The 20,145-nt window shown below is 39.3% G+C and carries 22 protein-coding genes, 1 pseudogene and 1 riboswitch; of the genes and pseudogenes, 8 read left to right on the forward strand and 15 right to left on the reverse strand.

The window, feature by feature from the left end; genetic code table 11:
* Positions 1 to 112: 112 nt before the first annotated feature.
* The 4 genes from ACIQ0H_RS13555 to ACIQ0H_RS13570 all read right to left on the reverse strand — a co-directional run bounded on the left by ACIQ0H_RS13555 (position 113) and on the right by ACIQ0H_RS13570 (position 4,693).
* A complete protein-coding gene (locus tag ACIQ0H_RS13555) occupies positions 113 to 1,390 on the reverse strand; it encodes a cation:dicarboxylate symporter family transporter (protein WP_403415552.1) in 1,278 nt (425 codons plus the stop codon).
* Between the two features lie 168 nt (positions 1,391 to 1,558).
* Positions 1,559 to 2,443: a response regulator gene (locus tag ACIQ0H_RS13560; protein ID WP_403415553.1), complete on the reverse strand. Its 885-nt coding sequence runs from the start codon at positions 2,441 to 2,443 to the stop codon at positions 1,559 to 1,561.
* Between the two features lie 11 nt (positions 2,444 to 2,454).
* Positions 2,455 to 3,720 (reverse strand): ATP-binding protein, encoded by a 1,266-nt coding sequence (locus tag ACIQ0H_RS13565; RefSeq protein ID WP_403415555.1) that lies wholly within the window; start codon positions 3,718 to 3,720, stop codon positions 2,455 to 2,457.
* An 82-nt stretch (positions 3,721 to 3,802) separates the two neighbouring features.
* Positions 3,803 to 4,693 carry a LysR family transcriptional regulator gene (locus ACIQ0H_RS13570; protein WP_403415557.1) on the reverse strand — a complete coding sequence of 297 codons (891 nt, stop codon included), beginning with the start codon at positions 4,691 to 4,693 and terminating at the stop codon, positions 3,803 to 3,805.
* A 135-nt stretch (positions 4,694 to 4,828) separates the two neighbouring features.
* Between ACIQ0H_RS13570 and ACIQ0H_RS13575 the strand changes: the two genes are divergently transcribed.
* On the forward strand, positions 4,829 to 6,019 hold the full coding sequence (locus ACIQ0H_RS13575; protein WP_403415560.1) for a coenzyme F420-0:L-glutamate ligase: 1,191 nt from the start codon (positions 4,829 to 4,831) through the stop codon (positions 6,017 to 6,019).
* An 83-nt stretch (positions 6,020 to 6,102) separates the two neighbouring features.
* Positions 6,103 to 6,633, forward strand: coding sequence for a GNAT family N-acetyltransferase (locus tag ACIQ0H_RS13580; protein WP_403415562.1), 531 nt, complete (start codon positions 6,103 to 6,105; stop codon positions 6,631 to 6,633).
* 234 nt (positions 6,634 to 6,867) lie between these two features.
* On the opposite strand, the gene ACIQ0H_RS13585 is transcribed toward ACIQ0H_RS13580, so the two are convergent.
* Positions 6,868 to 7,188 (reverse strand): DUF4183 domain-containing protein, encoded by a 321-nt coding sequence (locus tag ACIQ0H_RS13585; RefSeq protein ID WP_403415565.1) that lies wholly within the window; start codon positions 7,186 to 7,188, stop codon positions 6,868 to 6,870.
* Positions 7,189 to 7,274: 86 nt separating this feature from the next.
* Positions 7,275 to 7,517, reverse strand: a complete 243-nt coding sequence (locus ACIQ0H_RS13590) for a DUF4183 domain-containing protein (RefSeq protein WP_403415568.1) — start codon at positions 7,515 to 7,517, stop codon at positions 7,275 to 7,277.
* A gap of 337 nt (positions 7,518 to 7,854) precedes the next feature.
* On the opposite strand from ACIQ0H_RS13590, the gene ACIQ0H_RS13595 reads away from it, so the two are divergent.
* From ACIQ0H_RS13595 to ACIQ0H_RS13605, 3 genes are all read left to right on the forward strand, one after another.
* A complete protein-coding gene (locus tag ACIQ0H_RS13595) occupies positions 7,855 to 8,445 on the forward strand; it encodes a GNAT family N-acetyltransferase (RefSeq protein ID WP_403415571.1) in 591 nt (196 codons plus the stop codon).
* Positions 8,446 to 8,517: 72 nt separating this feature from the next.
* Positions 8,518 to 8,616: riboswitch (guanidine-I (ykkC/yxkD leader) on the forward strand.
* A gap of 71 nt (positions 8,617 to 8,687) precedes the next feature.
* Positions 8,688 to 9,029, forward strand: a complete 342-nt coding sequence (locus ACIQ0H_RS13600; protein ID WP_403415572.1) for a DMT family transporter — start codon at positions 8,688 to 8,690, stop codon at positions 9,027 to 9,029.
* Positions 9,029 to 9,343, forward strand: coding sequence for a DMT family transporter (locus ACIQ0H_RS13605; RefSeq protein ID WP_403415574.1), 315 nt, complete (start codon positions 9,029 to 9,031; stop codon positions 9,341 to 9,343). Before ACIQ0H_RS13600 ends, ACIQ0H_RS13605 begins: the two co-directional genes overlap by 1 nt.
* Positions 9,344 to 9,459: 116 nt before the next feature.
* Here the strand turns inward: ACIQ0H_RS13605 and ACIQ0H_RS13610 are convergent, their stop codons facing one another.
* Together ACIQ0H_RS13610 and ACIQ0H_RS13615 are read right to left on the reverse strand one after the other, a co-directional pair.
* Positions 9,460 to 9,930 carry a methylated-DNA--[protein]-cysteine S-methyltransferase gene (locus tag ACIQ0H_RS13610; protein ID WP_403415577.1) on the reverse strand — a complete coding sequence of 157 codons (471 nt, stop codon included), beginning with the start codon at positions 9,928 to 9,930 and terminating at the stop codon, positions 9,460 to 9,462.
* 93 nt (positions 9,931 to 10,023) lie between these two features.
* Positions 10,024 to 10,404 carry a VOC family protein gene (locus ACIQ0H_RS13615; RefSeq protein ID WP_403415580.1) on the reverse strand — a complete coding sequence of 127 codons (381 nt, stop codon included), beginning with the start codon at positions 10,402 to 10,404 and terminating at the stop codon, positions 10,024 to 10,026.
* A gap of 305 nt (positions 10,405 to 10,709) precedes the next feature.
* Between ACIQ0H_RS13615 and ACIQ0H_RS13620 the strand changes: the two are divergent.
* From ACIQ0H_RS13620 to ACIQ0H_RS13630, 3 genes and pseudogenes are all read left to right on the forward strand, one after another.
* Positions 10,710 to 11,303 (forward strand): annotated as a pseudogene (locus ACIQ0H_RS13620) (ECF transporter S component).
* A 200-nt stretch (positions 11,304 to 11,503) separates the two neighbouring features.
* A complete protein-coding gene (locus ACIQ0H_RS13625; protein ID WP_403415583.1) occupies positions 11,504 to 12,058 on the forward strand; it encodes a sigma-70 family RNA polymerase sigma factor in 555 nt (184 codons plus the stop codon).
* Complete coding sequence (locus ACIQ0H_RS13630; RefSeq protein WP_403415585.1) at positions 12,055 to 13,146, forward strand: DUF4179 domain-containing protein; 1,092 nt, start codon at positions 12,055 to 12,057, stop codon at positions 13,144 to 13,146. The genes ACIQ0H_RS13625 and ACIQ0H_RS13630 overlap by 4 nt, the downstream gene beginning before the upstream one ends.
* A gap of 63 nt (positions 13,147 to 13,209) precedes the next feature.
* Here ACIQ0H_RS13630 and ACIQ0H_RS13635 read toward each other — a convergent pair whose 3' ends face one another.
* The 7 genes from ACIQ0H_RS13635 to ACIQ0H_RS13665 all read right to left on the reverse strand — a co-directional run bounded on the left by ACIQ0H_RS13635 (position 13,210) and on the right by ACIQ0H_RS13665 (position 20,136).
* On the reverse strand, positions 13,210 to 14,754 hold the full coding sequence (locus tag ACIQ0H_RS13635; protein ID WP_403415588.1) for a malate:quinone oxidoreductase: 1,545 nt from the start codon (positions 14,752 to 14,754) through the stop codon (positions 13,210 to 13,212).
* 325 nt (positions 14,755 to 15,079) lie between these two features.
* Positions 15,080 to 15,631, reverse strand: a complete 552-nt coding sequence (locus ACIQ0H_RS13640) for a hypothetical protein (protein ID WP_403415590.1) — start codon at positions 15,629 to 15,631, stop codon at positions 15,080 to 15,082.
* Between the two features lie 140 nt (positions 15,632 to 15,771).
* Positions 15,772 to 16,962 carry a DUF4317 domain-containing protein gene (locus tag ACIQ0H_RS13645; RefSeq protein ID WP_403415593.1) on the reverse strand — a complete coding sequence of 397 codons (1,191 nt, stop codon included), beginning with the start codon at positions 16,960 to 16,962 and terminating at the stop codon, positions 15,772 to 15,774.
* 91 nt (positions 16,963 to 17,053) lie between these two features.
* Positions 17,054 to 17,533: a 23S rRNA (pseudouridine(1915)-N(3))-methyltransferase RlmH gene (gene rlmH, locus ACIQ0H_RS13650; RefSeq protein ID WP_403415595.1), complete on the reverse strand. Its 480-nt coding sequence runs from the start codon at positions 17,531 to 17,533 to the stop codon at positions 17,054 to 17,056.
* A gap of 82 nt (positions 17,534 to 17,615) precedes the next feature.
* Entirely contained in the window at positions 17,616 to 17,777 is a 162-nt protein-coding gene (locus ACIQ0H_RS13655) for a CxxH/CxxC protein (protein ID WP_403415598.1), read from the reverse strand.
* A gap of 169 nt (positions 17,778 to 17,946) precedes the next feature.
* Positions 17,947 to 19,209 carry a S1C family serine protease gene (locus ACIQ0H_RS13660; RefSeq protein WP_403415600.1) on the reverse strand — a complete coding sequence of 421 codons (1,263 nt, stop codon included), beginning with the start codon at positions 19,207 to 19,209 and terminating at the stop codon, positions 17,947 to 17,949.
* A 138-nt stretch (positions 19,210 to 19,347) separates the two neighbouring features.
* Positions 19,348 to 20,136: an MBL fold metallo-hydrolase gene (locus ACIQ0H_RS13665; protein WP_403415603.1), complete on the reverse strand. Its 789-nt coding sequence runs from the start codon at positions 20,134 to 20,136 to the stop codon at positions 19,348 to 19,350.
* Positions 20,137 to 20,145 lie beyond the last annotated feature (9 nt).

The raw sequence follows: 20,145 nt of genomic DNA on the forward strand, positions 1-20,145 counted from the left end.
GAGGCATCCCCAAGCGCCGAGCGTTGTTGGTAAGATTCTTTAGTTCAATTTATATAGGTATAAATAAAAGCAGTTCCACACCTTAAAAGGTTGTGGAACTGCCTGTTTTATATTACGCCAGTTTTTCTTCAGTAGACGTGAAGTATTTCTCCTCTTTCTCGGACTCAAAACGACCTTCCCACTTCGAAATGACAACAGTAGCCAGTGAGTTACCCATAACGTTTACAACTGTACGTGCCATATCTAGGATACGGTCTATCCCCGCAACGAACGCAAGGCCTTCAAGTGGAATACCGACAGTTCCCAACGTCGCTAGTAGGACAACGAACGAAACGCCTGGTACACCGGCAATTCCTTTTGACGTCACCATTAGAACTAACATTAACGTAATTTGCTGCGTAATACTCAATTCGATACCATACATTTGCGCAATGAAAATTGCGGCCAACGCCTGATACAAGGTCGACCCATCTAAGTTAAACGAATACCCGGTCGGAATAACAAAGGAGACGATATCTTTCGGGCAACCGAACTTCTCCATCTTTTGCATCACTTTTGGCAACACCGTCTCAGAACTCGACGTTGAATACGCCAATAGTAATTCATCTTTCAACACTTTCATCAGGCGGAAAATGCTCGTACCCACCATTTTTGCAATTACACCCAAAACAACAATAATAAAGAATGCCATTATTGCATAAACAAGTATCGCTAATTTCCCGAGTGGTATCAGTGATTGTAAACCAAACTTCGAGACCGTAACACCGATGAGCGCAAATACCCCGATTGGTGCAAACTTCATGATCAAATTCGTAACCCAGAACATAGCGTCCGCGGTTCCTTGGAAAAACGCCAACACGGGTCTGCCCCGCTCTCCAATCGCTGCGATTCCTAAACCAAACAGCACAGAGAAGAAGATGATTGCCAACATATCCCCTTCACCCATTGATTGGATGACATTTGTCGGTACAATATTGACCACGATATCCATAATACCTTTATCCTGTACTTCTTCTGTCGTTTGAACGTATTGCGAAATATCGCCTTTCGTAAGCGCTGACATATCGATGCCCACACCAGGTTTGAAAATATTGGCTGCTAACAAACCAACTATAATCGCTACTGTCGTCACAATTTCAAAGTAAAGAAGTGTCTTGCCACCTAGTTTACCTAATTGTTTGATATCTCCAGTCCCAGCAACACCGACAATTAATGTTGAAACGATAATTGGAACCACAATCATTTTGATCATATTAATGAAAATCGTGCCAAGGGGTTGTAAATATGTCTCCACCGCAGGATTACCGTAAAAAATTGCTCCCACCGTAATCCCTAATATTAATCCCGCAAGAATTTGATATGCTAAAGTAAATGTAAACTTTTTCTTCATCAAAAAATCACCTCTTATATCCGAATGAAACCGCTTACTTAAATTCATAAACGATTTATATAAAAATATTACGGGCAACTTATTGAATCCGACAAAATCCGACATTTATTAATTCAATACTTTGAATTAAAGTAGTCATCTCATAACCAACACTAGCATTTCGTACGTCTATGACTGCAAAAATTTATCTTCTGTTTCAAGATACAACACTTGTATAAACTTCTTGGTATTAATCTTTACCTTTATCGGTTCTTGGGAATTTTCCTCGATTTGTTTCATTCGACTGCGTATTTCTTGAAAATCAAAATACCGCGGCGCATAATACTCAAATTCCGCTGTCGTATAGTCGACTGCCCCCAGCGAAGCCAAATTATTAACTGCCGTAAGAATTGTGCGGCGAATTCGTTGTTCAATCGCTTTACTCTCCTTAGCGATATCCGCACTACCAATGTTATGCGCAACCTCTTCATAGAGCTCTTTTAATGGGGGCAACTGCGGCCCTCCATCTCTTCGATTCATTAGGATCTCAATGATCATGACGATATCGTCGCTACCGACTTCTCCGATAATCCCCATATCATTCAATATTGCTAAGACAATTTCTTTCACACTTTGCTGCCTTGGTACATGAATAGTTGTTCCGATATGTGCCAATGACTCTCGAATTGCAATCAATGACGCTTGTAAACGAAACTTTTCTGCAGTCTTTTTTAAGATACTTTGCACTTCTACACGGTTAATCGGCTTATGTATAAAAAATTCCACACCTTTTTCATAAGCTTCCTCTACCATTTCTTTGTTGACGATTTGAGAAATCATGATGAATTGACCTTGATACCCTTGTCCTTTCAATTGCTCCATCGTCTCAATGCCGTCCAATCCAGGCATTAACAAATCAATCAATACAACATCCGGTTGCAATGAAAGTACGGCTGAAGTTGCCTTCACCCCACTTTCAGCCTCACCGATGACCACACCAAGCTCACCTTCTACGATGACTTTCCCCAGCATTCTTCGACTGGCCATGTCATCATCTACTATAAAATAACGCACTGTTATTCAACTCACTTTCGAATGATATGAATCGGAATCTGGATGTGGAAAGTTGTCCCCTCCCCAGTTGCCTGGACTTGAATCTGCCCCTCCAACATCTGAATGATTTCCTGTACATGGGACAAGCCAATCCCTGTTGCTGCAACGCCACGGTCATTAAACTTCGTTGTATAACCCGGCTCAAAAATGATGGGAATATCCTCAATCGGAATACCTTTGCCGGTATCCCTAATTTGCATACAAATACGTTCGGCATCTTCATACAATGTAAAATGAATCTCTCCCGTACCTGCAATTGATTCAACTGCATTGGCCACAATATTATTCAACAATGCGAGTAGTGCGATATGCTGATCTGTTTGAAAATCAGTGGTCACTGACAAACGAAAAGTAATATTCTTTTTTAATAGCTCGCTATACTTTTTATTAGCTGTTTCAACAAAGCCAAGTAAATCGGAAAGTAAAAATGCGTCGTTCCTTTTCTCGTTCGTTATTTTGGACAATCCCGATAAAATACGCTGTGAATCTTTTTTCACTTCATGGATTTCTTGTGTAATAGTTAGTGCTTGTACACTTAACTCTTGTAGGTTCTGCTTTTTTAATTTCCGATATAAGTCATGACTGGACGCTGTAATTTGTTCAATATGATTCATCGACTTCTGCAAATAAAGTGTCTCTGCATACAATTCGGAACCGACACTAAGCATTTCTTGCACCCGTTTCTTTTGTTCTGAAATTGTAATCGTACTGTATAACCCCACAACAAAGTAGCTACGGAACAGCGCTACGCCACCAACCAATGCCCAATCTTGTAAACCTAGGCCCTCATGGTGCAGTAGTAAATCACGCATTAGAAATTCGGCCCCATTGCCAATGAACTCGAATATCGCCCCCCAAGCTCCTAAAAGCAATGGGAACGTTTTATACTTCTCTATATTGATGATACTTAACCCACATGCAAATAGAAAATAAAATAAAAAAGACGGAAAATGGTTTTTCAAACTTGTCCACAAATGGAATTCATCGAGCATCATATCGCCAAAGAGGCGAAAACAAACAACGGTGATCCCTGTCACAAGCCCTGTTCGTATAAGCGATGACGCGGGACGAACCAAAATCAGCAAAAAGTATGCAATACTTCCCAATCCAAAACGGAAAACTTCGCCATTGAAGGGGATTACTTTAAATTCACCAGCAATCGCCGTCAAGATGGCTATCAACACTAACGCAACTCCATCTATTCTGCTCAATTTTTGATGAAAAAACTTTTTCAGCATGACGGTCTCCTGCCCATAGTAATAGATTTTCTAACGCTTCAACTTGATGTGCTTTCGTCAGTTTTTCAAGCCCTATTATAGGTCAAAATTGTTTATTCTCCAAGATTTCGACAAATCTTGTGGCAGCTGGTGATAGCGGTACACTTTTTAGAAAGCATACGCCAATGCTGCGTTTCGGGATTTCCTCTAGCAATTGAACCTCCGATAATACGCCATTCGTTAAATACTCCTGGGAAAACTCTTTTGTTACACAAGCGATTCCTAAATTCATTTTTGCGAACTCCAATAATAATTCATGTGAACCTAATTCAAATTCTGGCGAAAACTGAATACCGCGTGCTATTATATAGTCTTCCACATACTTCCTTGAATTGGAATTTGGTTCAAGGAATATTAACGGTAATTTCACTAATTCAGCAAGACTTAAAGGCTTCGCTAATATCTTTTTGAATTTTTCTCCGTACACGAATGTATCCTGGACATCAATACAAGGCCTTACGTCTAAGGTAGGGTCGTCAATGGGTAGATTACAAATAGTGATATCTACCCCTCCTGATTTTAAAGTCGCACAAAGCTCAGCCGTTGTTCCATTTACAATTTTAAACTTTATATTTGGGTACCCATTATGAAAAAATTCTAGAAATGGCAGTAAAAAGTATCTAGAAATTGTATCGCCTACGCCAATCTTTAACTCGCCTGTCGTTAAGTTCTTAAATTCTAAAATCTTTTCTTCCCCAACTTGCAATAAGTTAATCGCAGAGTTGGCATATTCAAATAAAAGACTACCTTCATTTGTTAAAGACACGCCTCTAGGTGTCCGATTAAATAAACGCGTGTCTAATTCTTTTTCTAGCTGCATAATGGACTGACTAACAGCCGGTTGTGTCATATACAGCTCTTTTGCCGCTTTGGAGAAACTTTTATTAACGGCTACCTGGCAAAATACTTTATATAAATCTAGTTTACTTACCACATAAGCACCCCTTATACCCACCATTCAATATATTAATTTTACTTATACCATTAGACTGATGTATATTACAAGTAGATAGTTAGATAATGAACACAATAAGTTAAATTGACTTTATAATTCTAAGGAGCGATTCTATTGGGAAGAGTAATTGGTACAGTTGCGAGAGGCCTTCGTTGCCCGATCATTAATCAAGGGGACAATATTGAAGACATCGTTGTAGAAAGTGTATTACATGCTTCGGAAGTTGAAGGCTTTGAAATTAATGATAAAGATATCGTTTCCGTTACAGAATCTATCGTTGCCCGTGCTCAAGGAAACTATGCAACCATCGATCAAATCGCCAAAGATGTTCAAGCCAAATTCGGAGATGACACAGTCGGGGTTATTTTCCCAATCTTAAGCCGCAATCGTTTTGCAAACTGTCTCCGTGGTATTGCAAAAGGGGCTAAAAAAGTTGTCATCATGCTAAGCTACCCGTCTGATGAAGTTGGAAATCACCTAATCAGCCTAGATCAGCTTGATGAAAAAGGCATTAACCCTTGGACGGATGTCCTCACAGAGGAAGAATTTCGCCAGCATTTCGGCTACCAAAAGCATACATTTACTGGTGTAGACTATATTGACTATTACCGTTCATTAGTTGAAGAATTCGGTGTAGAATGTGAAATTGTCTTCTCCCAAAAACCGAAAACAATTTTAAATTATACAAAGAACGTTTTAACATGCGATATTCATACGCGTTTGCGTACAAAACGTATTTTAGAAGAAAACGGCGCTGAAAAAGTCTTTACGTTAGATGACATTTTAGCGGAATCCGTTGACGGCAGTGGTTATAACGCTGAATACGGTCTTCTCGGCTCAAACAAATCAACTGACGATGGCGTTAAACTTTTCCCACGCGACTGCCAGCCAGTTGTTGACAATATTCAACGCATTCTGTTTGAGAAAACAGGAAAAGAAGTAGAAGTAATGGTCTATGGGGATGGCGCGTTCAAAGACCCAGTCGGTAAGATTTGGGAACTAGCTGATCCAGTCGTTTCTCCAGCCTACACGGCAGGACTTGCAGGTAAGCCAAATGAAGTAAAATTAAAATACCTAGCAGACAACAACTTTGCAGACCTACGCGGTGAAGAGTTGAAAAAAGCGATCTCCGATTTCATCGACAATAAAGATGCAGACCTCACCGGTTCAATGGAGGCGCAAGGTACCACACCACGTAAACTAACAGACCTAATCGGCTCTCTCTCTGACTTAACATCAGGCAGTGGAGACAAAGGTACACCGATTGTCTTTATCCAAGGTTATTTTGATAACTTCACAAAATAATTATGATTGTCCAACTAGATGCCTCCAAGGAATATGGAGGTCATCTAGTTTTTTATAACCCAAAAAAGGAGATGAGATAAATAGTGGAATTCCAGACAAAAGACGGCCATGATGTAGTCATAAAAGAAGCGACGAAAGAATATGCCCAATATATGATGGATTTTTATAATATTGTAGGTGGAGAAACAGATTTTCTTTCATTTGGGGGAAATGAATTTAAAAGAGATATCGAAGAATATCGAGCGTTTATAGAATCTACACGTTTGGAGCAAAACTCCATTATATTACTGGCTACTATCAATGGTGACATCATTGGGATAGCCTCCATCAACTCAAGCCAGAAAGACAGAACAAAGCACGTCGGAACACTAGGCATTGTCATCAGTAAACGATTTACTGGGCAAGGCTTAGGCAGAATTCTGATGGAGCAATTGATTGAATGGGCAGCCTCAAATGGGGTGACGAACAAAATTAGTCTCGTAACGCGAGAAGATAATGTGTTTGCTATTGAATTGTATGAAAAGCTTGGGTTTGAAACAGAGGGTCTTATTTTAAAGGATACTTTAATCCATGGGGTTTATTACAATACTCTCGTGATGGGGTTATTTGTTTAGGAAAAGTTTTGATATTAGGCCCGATTGATACACTACAGCGCTAGGGGCAACCGAATCTACAAGCTAGACAGCTTAGCTGCAAGTCTTATGGATTCGGCTGCCCCTCTTTTAAGGTACCTTCGATTTAGTCATCTTTCTCTATAACGTAATAAACTTGGAGGAGAGATATTTATAGGGGAGGAAGTAGTTGATTTTTAATGGGTCATAGTTAGTGTTCTTGTCCCATAACGCTAGTTAAATGACTGTCAGTAACTCAACAGCTTCTATAACTAAAGGAGTTCCTGCAGATATGGTTCCAGTAACGGTATTAAAGGTCAATTCTGTTGCAGAAATTGTATACGAACCACCCTCTTGTAGCACACCGTTGATATAAAAATTATAGTAACCATTCGTTACGACTGGAAAAGCAGTTGCAGCAACCCCACTGTCATTCAGAAATGTGGTTGCAGCGACAGTAGTAGCATCAGCGACAACTAAAGGTGCTGCCAATACATTAAAAAACCTCGTCGAAGTACCCGAGACGTTCACATGAATATTAATAAGGGAAAGCGCCATTGTGTTCACCTCCTTTCATCTACATTATAGTAAATGCAAAGCATACATGAGATGACAGGGCTGTCCCTCTAATTATCTAAATTGAGTTATGAACTCAGGATAGCTGAGAATGTCAAAAATTCAAGAATAATCGGAGTACCTGCGTAAATTGTAGAATTACTTTTGTTTATCGTTAAGGAGTTCGTATTCACAGCATACATTCCCCCCTCTTGGACGACTGCATTGATGTATAGATCAGCATAGCCGTTCGGGCTAAAGCTCATAAATTCCGTTGTTGGACTTCCATCATCGTTATAAAATTGGGTGGCAAGAATTGTTGCTCCATTCACTAAATTAATATTAGTTACCGGAACATAAAAGTATCTTTTGACAGTTGGTATAATAGTAACTCCAGGGACGCTTATTGGCGGGTTTATCGGGGGAACTCCAATACAAGTAGAGCTAACTTTTATTGGTGGCCAGCAGGCAGTCTTACTTCCACATTTGTAGGTTCTATTCATTTTCACTACTTTTTTTTGATTTTTATATTTGTCCATATATTTATCACCTCTAACCATATTATATGACGACAATTAGTTAACCGATTAGCCGTTTATCCCTGTTTGACGTAGGTACCTTGGTGTAAGATTTTGGAATGGGTTAAAATTAAAAAAGGAGTGAGGTACCATGGAGACCATTCAATTAACTGGAGATACTATTGTTTTAAGGTCCATGACAAAAGATGATCTAGAGGGCATATACGCATGTTGCCAGGACGAACGAATTTGGATGCATATGTCGCAAACATTACAAACAAAGGAAGACGTTCAAGCCTATATTGACTTAGCGCTAGTTAATCGAGAAAAAGGAATAGAACACCCTTTTGTCATTGTTCTTCGAGATACAAATCAAATCGTTGGATCGACTCGACTTTTCGATATTGCGACTGTACATAAACGTTTAGAAATTGGTCATACCTGGCTACACCCGTCTGTTTGGCGTACAGCTATCAATACGGAATGCAAGTATTTACTGCTTTCTTATTGCTTTGAGCAGCTTCAATTTCAGCGCGTACAAATTAAAACCGGCCACGAAAATACCCAATCACAAAAAGCGATTGAGCGTATTGGTGCTACCAAAGAAGGTATTTTACGTAATCATATGATTCGACCGAATGGAAAAGTGCGACATACGGTTATGTATAGCGTTATACAAGATGAGTGGTTTGAAGTGAAGCAGCATATTGAAGGATTAATACGGAAATACGCGAGAGATTGATTTCTCGAACCCTTTAAACTTGAATTACATACAAATTCTTGTATAATTCTAGTTAGTTACTAATTGCATAATGTAAATGTTTTCTAGGGTTCCGTAACAACTATGTTAGTCTGGACCGAGAGAAAACTCACAGCATTAGCTGTGTCACGGAAGGATAAAAGCCTGGGAGATACTGTTTAACAGTAGTCTCTTAGGCTTTTTTTGTTTTGGGGGTGACTATAAAAATAGGAGGCTTTTTGTACATGAATACAAATTGGGTTAAAGTATTTATCGCAGCTTTTTTTGAAGTTTTTTGGGTGATTGGATTAAAACATGCAGATGATTTTTGGACGTGGACTGGAACCATTATTTCTATTATCATCAGTTTTTATTTAATGATTATGGCTGGTAGAAAACTACCTGTAGGAACTGTCTATGCCGTTTTTGTTGGATTAGGTACGGCTGGAACCGTTTTTTCGGATATCCTATTCTTTGATGAACCGTTTAAAATTGAAAAAGTCATGTTGATTTTGGTTTTATTGGCAGGGGTAGTTGGTTTGAAGTTAGTGACGAAGGACAATGAGCAAGAGGGAGCTGAATCTTAATGGCGTGGGTTTCTTTAGTTATTGCAGGTCTATTTGAAGTAGTTGGCGTTGCCATGATCAATAAATTACACAAAGATCGTAGTTGGCAATCGATGGCACTGCTCATTGCCGCATTTGGAGCTAGTTTTCTATTTCTTTCCTACTCTATGAAAACATTGCCTATGGGTACTACCTATGCCATTTGGACAGGAATCGGCGCTTCTGGTGGAGCAATATTAGGAATGATTGTATATGGCGAATCAAAAGACTGGAAAAGAATTGTCTTTATCGCAATGGTATTAGGTGCAGCTATTGGTTTAAAGCTGATTTCGTGAAGAATGTAAGCTCCAGGTATTCTTATTTATAATTTGATGAGTACTTGGAGCTTTTATCATTCATCCAATCTTTTCTGTATCAAAGCTGTTTTCACAAGCTTCTTTTACCCTCTCAACTACTTATTAAAAGTTCTCTCATGCTGGAGCAACCATTCCTTCCTCCATAAACCACCCGCATAGCCCGTTAATTTGCCGTTTGCACCGATAATTCGATGACAAGGAATAACAATGCTTAATTTATTTTTGCCATTGGCGGTTCCTACTGCTCTGACCGCTTTTTCATTCTTAATAGAAACAGCAATATCTTTATAGGAACCTGTTTCAGCATAGGGAATAGTCGTCAAAGCATTCCATACTGTTTGTTGAAAGTCTGTACCCTCGAAGTGATAAGGGAATGTAAATACATGACGTTCACCTCTAAAATATTCGTCTAGTTGATTTAAACAATCCACCAAAACCTCGGGTGTTTCATGATGTATGGTATTTACGATTTCATCACGTTCAACAAATAGGATAGAACGAACAGCTTCCGCTGATCCTTCTATTTCTATTAGACCAATCGGTGATTTGTAATCTATTTTATTCATTCAAAGCCCCCCGCTTCTTTTCATTTCAAAAAACACCAGATACTCAAGCCTTTTAAAATCTGCTGAGTATCTGGCACTTTTATGTGATTAGATTCACTTTTTTTCTAAAACTGCAAAGTAGTTTCCTTCATTATCCGCAAAGTTAAATACTCTACCGGAAGGCATCGTGACCATGTCCCCAACCGTGACCTGCTTGTCCGAAAGATCTTTGTACAATGCATCAAGATTATCCGAGAACAGCAATAAGGATGGTGTTTGAAGATTTAATTCTGGCTGCATTTTAGCAATGAGCTGTTTATTGTGAAGAATAATAGTCGTTTCTGCATTTTTGGATGGCGCGATTTCGATCCATTTCATGCCCTGTCCGTTATCTTCTTCTGAAATCACACTAAATCCTACTTTTTCCGTCCAGAACTTCACTGTCTCATCCTGATTATTGACATATAACATAATTTGACCAACTTTTGTAATCATATTGTTCTCTCCCCATCAGTAGTTTTTTAAAACCTAATACATACTTTCAATATCAACAAAAAAGGCACTGGCTAATCGAATGAAGTTAGTTTAAATAATACAAGTCCGGCGCCGAGTAATGCTCATCAAACCAAACGTTTATTCTATTTTAACAGTATTTTAATTGTTTCACCACTTAAGCTTCTTCATTTCACGATTTTTTTATAAACTGATCCCTAAGTTTTATGACAAATTGGCACTTTTAAAGAGACCAATCCTTTGCTAAGGTTATCACTTACTACTAAACGTATTTAGGGGGAAGATTTATGACTTTGCAAAAAACGACAGGTCATTCAAAGTCACACGCGTCAGATTTAGTTTCAACATCACAAAAAACGGCAGGCTATTCAAGGTCTCGAACGTTAGATTTAGTCCTAACATCTATGTTAATTGCACTTGTATTCGTTGCAACGCTCTTATTAAATATCAAACTACCTATCACTGCAAATGGCGGCTTAGTTCACCTTGGGACGGGTATGCTTTTTATCGTAGCTATTGTATTTGGTCCTAAAAAAGGTGCCATCGCTGCCGCTGTTGGAATGGGGTTATTTGACTTAGTCTCTGGTTGGACTTTGTGGGCACCCTTCACCTTTTTAACGCGTGGCTTGCAAGGATATATCGTCGGGAAAATTGCCTAGTCGAAGGGACGCAACGGAACAAGTAGTGGTTTTAATCTATTCGCCATGATTGCCTCGGTTCCTTTTATGTTAGGCGGTTATTATATCTGTGAAATGGTGCTATTTGAAAGTTGGATTGTACCAGCAGCTTCTATTCCTGGCAACATCGTTCAAAACGTCGTCGGGATGTGCGTAGCGCTTCCAGTTTGTATTGTATTGAAAAAGATTCCGTTTTTTAAATAATCTTTAAAGAAAGAGAGGGCTTCCTATAAGCATTCTCTTTCTTTTTTTCTTAAAACGAGACATCGTAGCTCGTTAATAAGATAATATTGGTGCTTATCAATCCACGTATTAAATCATTTAAAATAAATGTGAGAATAATTCTGATTTTATGCGATGTATTTAGTGTAAAGGCCTTTACAATGAAAAAAGGAGCTAATTGTATGAAAACCACAAGTGAAAATTTTATAAAGCATTTCAAAAAAGGAAAAGAAGAGGCGTTGGAGTATGTCATACATGAATATATCGGAATTGTAAAATCCATCATTTATAATTCTTTAAAATCTTATAACGATCCTCAGATCATTGAAGAATGTGTAAGTGATACATTCTTGGGTGCCTTTGATAATGCTAGACAATTCACTGGCGATCAAGAGGATTTCAGAAAGTGGATTTGTACAATTGCAAAGTTTAAAGCGATTGATAGGCAACGAAAAGTAGCAAATTCACCCTTTATGGCAGAGTTTGAAGACTATCAATTTGAAGTGAAATCTGCTGAAGAGGAATTTATGGTCAAGCTTTCATCGGAGGAACTACTAAAAGTGATGACAACATTGGGGCAGGTAGATCGAGATATTTTCACTATGAAGTACTTTTTAAATATGAAAAACGAAGACATTGCTCAACATCTGGGAGTAACGAAAGCATCAGTTGATAATCGTTTATATCGCGGAAAAAAAAGATTACAGCAGGTACATTTAGGAGGGCTATTAAATTGAAAAAGTTATATCAACAATTTAACGACCTAAATATAGATACAGATATTCAGCCAGTAGATGTAAGTGATTTCGAAAAAGAAAAAGTGAAAAGAGCTGTCATGAAGGGTCGAAAGAAAAATTATTTCCCTAAAAGTATATCAGTCGCTGCAGCGTTTTTAGTTGCTTCAAGTATTACGTTAGGTCTTGCATTCCCTACCTTTGCCGCAAAATTACCGATTGTCGGAAATGTATTTGAATTATTTAATGATGATGAGAAATATGTATTTGAAAAATACGATTTACAATCCACTGACATTGGAGTGACGAAAGAAAGTAACGGAATTAGTGTAACGGTGACGAATGCTGTATATGATGGAGAAAATATTGCGATTGCCTATACAATAGAAAGTGAAAAAGATTTGGGTGAAAGACCCGTATTAGATGGGAAATTAAATACCGTAGAATTTCAGGATCTGTATAAGGATAATGGATATGATCAAAATTATATTACAAAAAAAGTAAGTGATCACGAATATGCAGGATTATTTGTCTACCAGTTAATTAAGGGACCTAAACCAGATGAGATTAATGTAACTTGGGATGGTGACAATATACTAAACCTAGCTAACGTTGAAAATACATTTCCAGGGGATTGGTCATTTCAATTAACACTAAATATACTTGAAAGTAAAACACAAGATTTTTTTCAGACTGGCATTCATTCTGAGGCAAATGGAGTCGATGTCAAGCTTACAAAAATGACGGAAACACCCGTATCCACTACGCTATATTTTTCAGAGATAGTGGATGAACGGCTAGCAACACTGGAGGACAGCGAGTGGCGGGGTGTCCTAATCGATTATATCGTGACAGATAACTTAGGTAATGACTACAATATCATTCATTACGAGAACACAGGTCATAGTACGGATTTCAAACAAGATCATGTTAGCTATCCAAGATTAACGACTTCGCTTTTCCATGAAGATGCAACATCTGTTACCATTACTCCAATTGTGAATATATATAAAACGAAAAATGGTGACGGATCGCTTGAACTGGTTAAGGCCCCCTATCCTATTGAATCCATGCAGGTTGATTTGAAGTAAACACAAAAGTGCCAGATACTCACACGGTTTAACATCCGTTGAGTACCTGGCACTTTTATTTACTTACACTTCTTCATTCAATTTTTCTATTTCAATATCCAAAGAACTACTAGGGTCCGGCAAATCCTCACTTAAACCAAGCGCCTGCGCAGTTGAGGTATGTATTTCTTGCAGTAGCTCTGGATTTTCCATGAGTGACATACCATATGAAGGCACCATTTCTTTCAGTTTCGGTTCCCACTCGTTCATATATTGCGGGAAGCATTTTTTAATAACTTCAAACATAACGTGCACGGCAGTAGAAGCACCTGGAGAAGCCCCTAGCAATGCTGCAATCGATCCATCAGCTGCAGTAATCACTTCTGTACCAAATTGAAGCGTTCCTTTACCACCAGCCTCTGTATCTTTGATAACTTGCACACGTTGGCCCGCTACTACAAAATCCCACTCGTCGCTTTTAGCATTCGGGATAAACTCGCGTAACTCTTCCATGCGCTGTTCTTTCGATAACAGTACTTGTTGGATGAGGTACTTTGTCAACGACATTTCTTTTGCACCCGCCGCTAACATCGTCAAAACATTATTGGGTTTTACGGAAGTAATCAAATCCATCATTGAACCGGTTTTCAAGAACTTTGGTGAAAACCCGGCAAATGGTCCAAATAGCAATGATTTTTTATCGTCTATAAACCTTGTGTCAAGATGCGGAACAGACATTGGTGGAGCGCCAACCGCAGCTTTTCCATATACTTTTGCATGATGCTGCGCTATAACATCTGGATTATTACAAACCATGAATATTCCACTTACCGGGAATCCACCAATTTGTTTTCCTTCAGGTATACCAGTCTTCTGCAATAAATGTAAGCTTCCGCCGCCGCCCCCGATAAAGACGAACTTTGCAGAATGACGTTCTACGCTACCGCTATTGCCATTCTTCACTTTCAATTCCCATAAACCATCACTGGTACGTTTAATGCCATCAACACTATGACTGTAGTTAATATCGACCTTTTTAGTCTTAAGGTGGTCAAATAACATGCGTGTTAAAGCGCCAAAATTGACGTCTGTTCCCGTGTCAATTTTCGTTGCTGCTATCGCTTCATTCGATTTACGGCCTTGCATAATAAGCGGAATCCATTCCATCAGTTTTCCTGGTTCATCGGAAAACTCCATCCCTTTGAACAAAGGATTGTTTGACATCGTTTCAAAACGTTTCTTTAAAAACGATACATTTTGCTCCCCTTGCACCATACTCATATGTGGCAGTGGCATGATAAAGTCCTGCGGATTATCAATCAGCTTATTATTTACAAGATAAGACCAAAACTGCATTGAAACCTGAAACTGCTCATTAATCTCAATAGCTTTACTGATATCGACAGATCCGTCCGGTTTTTCTTTGGTGTAGTTAAGCTCGCACAGTGCGGCATGCCCCGTTCCTGCGTTATTCCATTCGTTGGAGCTTTCCTCTCCTGCGCTTTCGAGCTTCTCAAACACTTTAATTTCCCATTCCGGTACTAACTCCTTCAGGAGCGAGCCCAACGTCGCACTCATGATTCCGGCACCAATTAAGATAACATCTGTTTTAGTTTTTCCGTTGCTCATTTTTACCATCCCTTATACCCTCATATTCGCAGGAAGAATGTGTGCGCTCCTGCATAGGCGTTATAGCAAGCTAAGGAGTGACCTAGTCACATACCTTTTATGTCTTAATTATAACAGTCTCATAATGTATTACAATTATTCATATATCGATATAACTTCTTATACATAATAGTATAATCTTTTTAAAAGTTGGTAACAAGCAGAAAATCCAGAGTGAGCACTCGTCACCTTTATTATCCTCATTAAAAACCAACTCATTTCAATAACCAAAAGTATTGAATGGCTTAGTTTCTAGTTATCCGTTCTTTGCGTTATTCATTAAAGTTTACGCCTTTTTCCAAACGGTCGAGTACTTCTTTTTATATTTTGGATCCTCTTCTTTTTCTATCAAGTCTAAAGCAATTTGTTTTATTTTCTCATCTTTTATTTCGTCATACAAATTCCGTAGCCCTTGGAGAATATCATACCGAATTAATGCATAGTTTTTTTCATCGGTTCCATTTATAAATCGATTAGCAAGACTACTTACGATGATCTCTTTTTGTTCCTCCCCCGCTAGGCCTATTCTCCAAATTGTTTGTAGTGTGTGTCTTGCCGTTACGAATTTTTTATCGTATGTCACTTGCCAAATCGCCCGATAATCGTCCAAAATTCTTTTCTCAGGATCACTTATGGCTAAATGACAAAGAAATTGTGCCGCCCTTGATCGTTGATGATTATTGGGATCGGTTAAGGCTTTTTTCAATTGATCCCATACGTCGTATGTCCAATCCACTTCTACCTTTGTAGCAGCAATGATTTGGTTAAAAGCTTCATACTGTAGATTCTTATCTTCAGATTGTAAATCAATAAAATAAGACTGGATTTGTTTATCCACTTGAATGACTCCTCCACTTTTATTCAGCACTAGCCCCAGCTATCTGGTTGTTGTGTTCAACCCTTACATTTCGAATGGCTAATCGCTTTCTTCCCCAATCGATGAATAGATGACTATACCCCATATATCGCTATTGTTTCCTATTCCAACAGTTCTTCTTGAAGTAACGTAAACCCTTCAATCATCGTGTCTTCTTCTACCTCAATCAATATACAACGTTTGCCGTTGACATTAACCTGCCTGACGTATCTTAGGTCTTGCGGGCTGATGGAGATATTCGCAACTTTCGTTTCGATTTTGATGGATTTCGATGTATAACTGGGAACGATATGACTTGCTTTTAATTCATACGACTTATCTTCGATTACAGCCTGAAATGCCCTTTCCACTTTCTCCGTGCTCACATCTTTCACGCCACTTGCTTTCAGTACACGTTCCACTTCCTTCGTATCTAATGTGGGTAGGCTTTCATCTTCTTTCTCTTCCTCTTCATCCACAATTAACATACTGTTGATTTCATCATATACACTGGCAAGGGTTCGCGTATCCACTTCACCGCCAATCACTTCTTTCACAATCTCTTCAAAAACGGCTTTATCGTCCTCGGCAGTCATGATATCTTCGCCATCCAACACGTTCTCGATAAATTGGTAATTAGGCTTGTTTACTTTTCCGGCAGCATACAGGACGTGATTGACGTCTGCCGCATTGTCCGTGAAACACGGGAACAAAAATCCACCGATTGGAGAAGTTAAATTGATGATTGGATCAAGCAGATCGTGCGACTTAAATTCCTTCTCATTGAAATCAAATATAAGTGACCGTTTTGGCAGTTCCGTCTGATTCATGCTACAGAGAATGAAAGGGTTCTTGTATACTTCATCCCGACCAGCGACTACTTCATCATTTTGCTTCTTCGTTGGTTTAAGATACACGCCACGAACAAAAGTCACAACGATGTCCTTTTCATATTGAACGTCTTGTACCATTTTTTTGGCGATGCTTTGCATATTGGCTGTCCATTCCCCTACATCACTCGTATCAAGGCCCTTATATAAAAGCTGCTGTGTATGATCTATTTGTTCTTCCGCAGGAGGTCGAAATTTCACTTCAAACAGCTTTATATCTAATTTTCCACCCAACACTTTCTTAAAGTTGGTAAGAAACAGCTCCTGTTGCTCCCGATCCAACAGTGAGAATGGTTGGCTTTCCTCATGATAGATGTCGCTGCTCTCCTGCCTAATATACACTTTGTAGATTGTAGTGATCGTTAATAGATCACTATCCAACTTAAATTGCTTCCGAATATCCGCAATTGCTTTCTTGTTCATCTCTCATCCCAACTCCCTGACTACTAGAATCTGATCTATCCAATCGAAAACACACGTTATATATGTAAAAAGAGTGTTTGGATTATCCCATTTATTTATGATAGGGTTCATTTTTCATAATCCGAAACGCCCGATATACCTGCTCCAACAAAATCAATTTCATCATTTGATGCGGAAATGTCATTTTCGAAAACGATAGTAATTCGTCAGCTCTTTTCAACACGCTATCATGCAATCCAAGCGAACCTCCAATAACGAATACCACTTTGCTCCGTCCATACGTCATGAGTGACTCTAACCCTGCGGACAGCTCCTCCGAGGTTTTCATCTTCCCCTCTATTGCGAGTGCAATAACATAGGCGTCCGCTCCAACTTTTGACAAGATACGCTCGGACTCTTTTTTCTTAACGATTTCCATATCTGCATCACTCAATGATTCCGGTGCTTTTTCATCTGCCACTTCAACCAAATCAATTTTTGCATAAGCCCCGAGTCTTTTTGAAAATTCCTCAATGCCCAATTTCAAATATTTTTCTTTCAGTTTTCCTACCGTTACAATTGTAATATTCACAAGTTGTCCACCTTTTTTTAAATGTTATAAACAGAACTTATACACATATCCACAATAGTTATCTACATCTTGTGTCCGACTATTAGTCCACCACAAGATATAATGCTAGCTCCTCACAATAAGCGCACTTTGTGGATAACTTTTCTTCGTCGGGTAGCAATTCCATTATCGGAAACTTTTCTTGTTCAACCACAAAAACTTCAAGTGCGTGATCTATATGGGTTTCACAGCTATAAATCTTCATTTTTGTCCCTACTTTCTCCTTTTTTCTTTTACACAAAGTTATTCACAAATATTTAGATTTATCCACAAACAGTGAAAATATTAAAAAAAATAGGTAGAATAGCTATTGTCTCGCTATTCTACCCATTGTGGATAAGATTTTTTTGTAACTTGTGTGTAACGTTAGTTACTTAAAACGAGTTGCCATCCCTTAAGACCATTTCCACTTCAAGCAACTTTCCTTCTCTGTATACTTTCATTTGCATTGTATCGCCTACTTGCTTCGCATTATACAGATGTTTGCGCAAGCTAACCATATCTTCGATTTTTTCGCCATCCATTTCGACGATGACATCGTATTTCTGAACACCCGCGTCTTGCGCTGGTGAATTGATGATGACATCCGTAATCACAACCCCGTCTGTAACATCTTCTGGTACCCCTAGTAGCCCTCGCTGTTGCTGCTCTGGAATACTTCTAAGGTCGATAAGTGAAACCCCCATCGTTGGTCTACTCACCGTACCTGTTGTTTCAAGATGACCGATAATTGGAATTGCAAGGTTAATCGGGATTGCAAGACCAATTCCTTCAACCGTCGCTTCCGATATTTTCATCGAGTTAATACCAATCAGCTGGCCTGCCATATTAATGAGTGCGCCTCCCGAATTCCCCGGATTAATGGCTGCATCGGTTTGTAGTACATCTGCATACCAATCTACAGTACCGTCCTCGTCAAAATCAATGGGAATCGAACGATCTTTACCAGAAACGATACCAGCAGTTACCGATCCCGAGAAACCTAGACCTAGTGGATTACCAATAGCGATAACCGTTTCACCACGTTTTAACACATCTGAATCCCCGAATTCAGCAACCGTTTTGACGTTTTTAGCATCAATTTCTATAACAGCTAGATCTGTCCACATATCGCTACCAACGAGCTTCCCCGCTGTCTTCGTGCCATCGTCAAATGTAATTTCAAGCTCTTGTGCGCCTTCAACAACATGGTGATTCGTTACGATATACGCTTTACCACCTTGCTTCTTATAAATGACGCCTGAGCCTGTGCCTGCCTCCTTTGCCGTTTCTGTTGTTGCCCAAAAGTCTCGGCCCGTCTGTAAATTAGTCACACCCACAACTGAGTCAATTACTTTATCAATAATTCCAGTCATATCAGTCGTCACGTCGACTGATAGGCGTTCTATCTGCTTAGCGTCTATATTCTGGCCGATATTGCCAACACTTTCTTTCGGAGCCCCTGTTAAATTAGTCATGAGTAGCCAAACGCCAAGACCACCAATGACGGCTCCAAATAAGCTTGAGAAAAAGCCACCTTTTCTCCTTGGTTTTACGGTTGGGGGCTTCGATTCCGAGCTCGTTTCATATTGTGGTTCAACATCCGGAACTAACGATTTAGGCTCTTCTTGATTAGAAGGCCGATTAAATTCGTCCATACACCTCTCCCTTTCACATCGTCCTATAGTTAACATTACCCGATTTTACCGATTTCAAAAATAATAGCTCTCCAAAAGAACAAATTACTTTCTTCTATAGAAAAAACCTCACCCGCAGGCAAGGTTTTCCGCATGTCCTTATACAGTCACGAGCTCAGTTGGCTGGTCAGCGTCAGTATCATATAAATGGATATATTCACCCGTCCTGATGCCGCACGTCTCCAATGTCTGCGAAACACTCATCCTAGCGAGGTCCTTCATATTATTATCTTTACTTAAATGCGATAAATAAATTCGCGTGTCTTTCTGCTCAACAACCTCACTCATCGCGACAGCCGCATCTTCATTAGACACATGCCCGACATCACTAAGAATTCTTCGCTTAATCGACCATGGATAACGTCCCATTTGCAACATACTGACGTCATGATTACTTTCAAAAACAAAAGAATCTGCTCCGCGGATAAACCCTTTCATACGATCGCTGACATAGCCTGTATCTGTAATAACGACAAGCTTACGACCGTTTTCATGAAAGATATAAAACATAGGATCAGCCGCGTCATGTGAAACACCAAATGATTGAACGTCGAGTGAACCGAATGATTTCACCGTTTCCATATCGAATTGGAAACGTTGTTCGAGCGGAATATTCCCCACAAGCCCGTCCATCGCTTTCCAAGTCTTCTCATTTGCATAAATCGGAATGCCATACTTCCGTGCGACAACACCAATTCCTTTAATATGGTCACTATGTTCGTGCGTGACAAAAATACCATCCACTTTTTTCATCGAACGATCGATACCAGCCACTAAACTGTCCATCTTCTTTGCACTAAAACCTGCATCAACGAGGAAAGTATGTTCATCATTCTCTATATAGATCGCATTGCCGCTACTGCCGCTTGCGAGCACACTAAAACGCATTACAAAAAC

Source organism: Sporosarcina sp. NPDC096371, assembly GCF_044762865.1.
In the GTDB taxonomy this organism is placed as follows: domain Bacteria; phylum Bacillota; class Bacilli; order Bacillales_A; family Planococcaceae; genus Sporosarcina.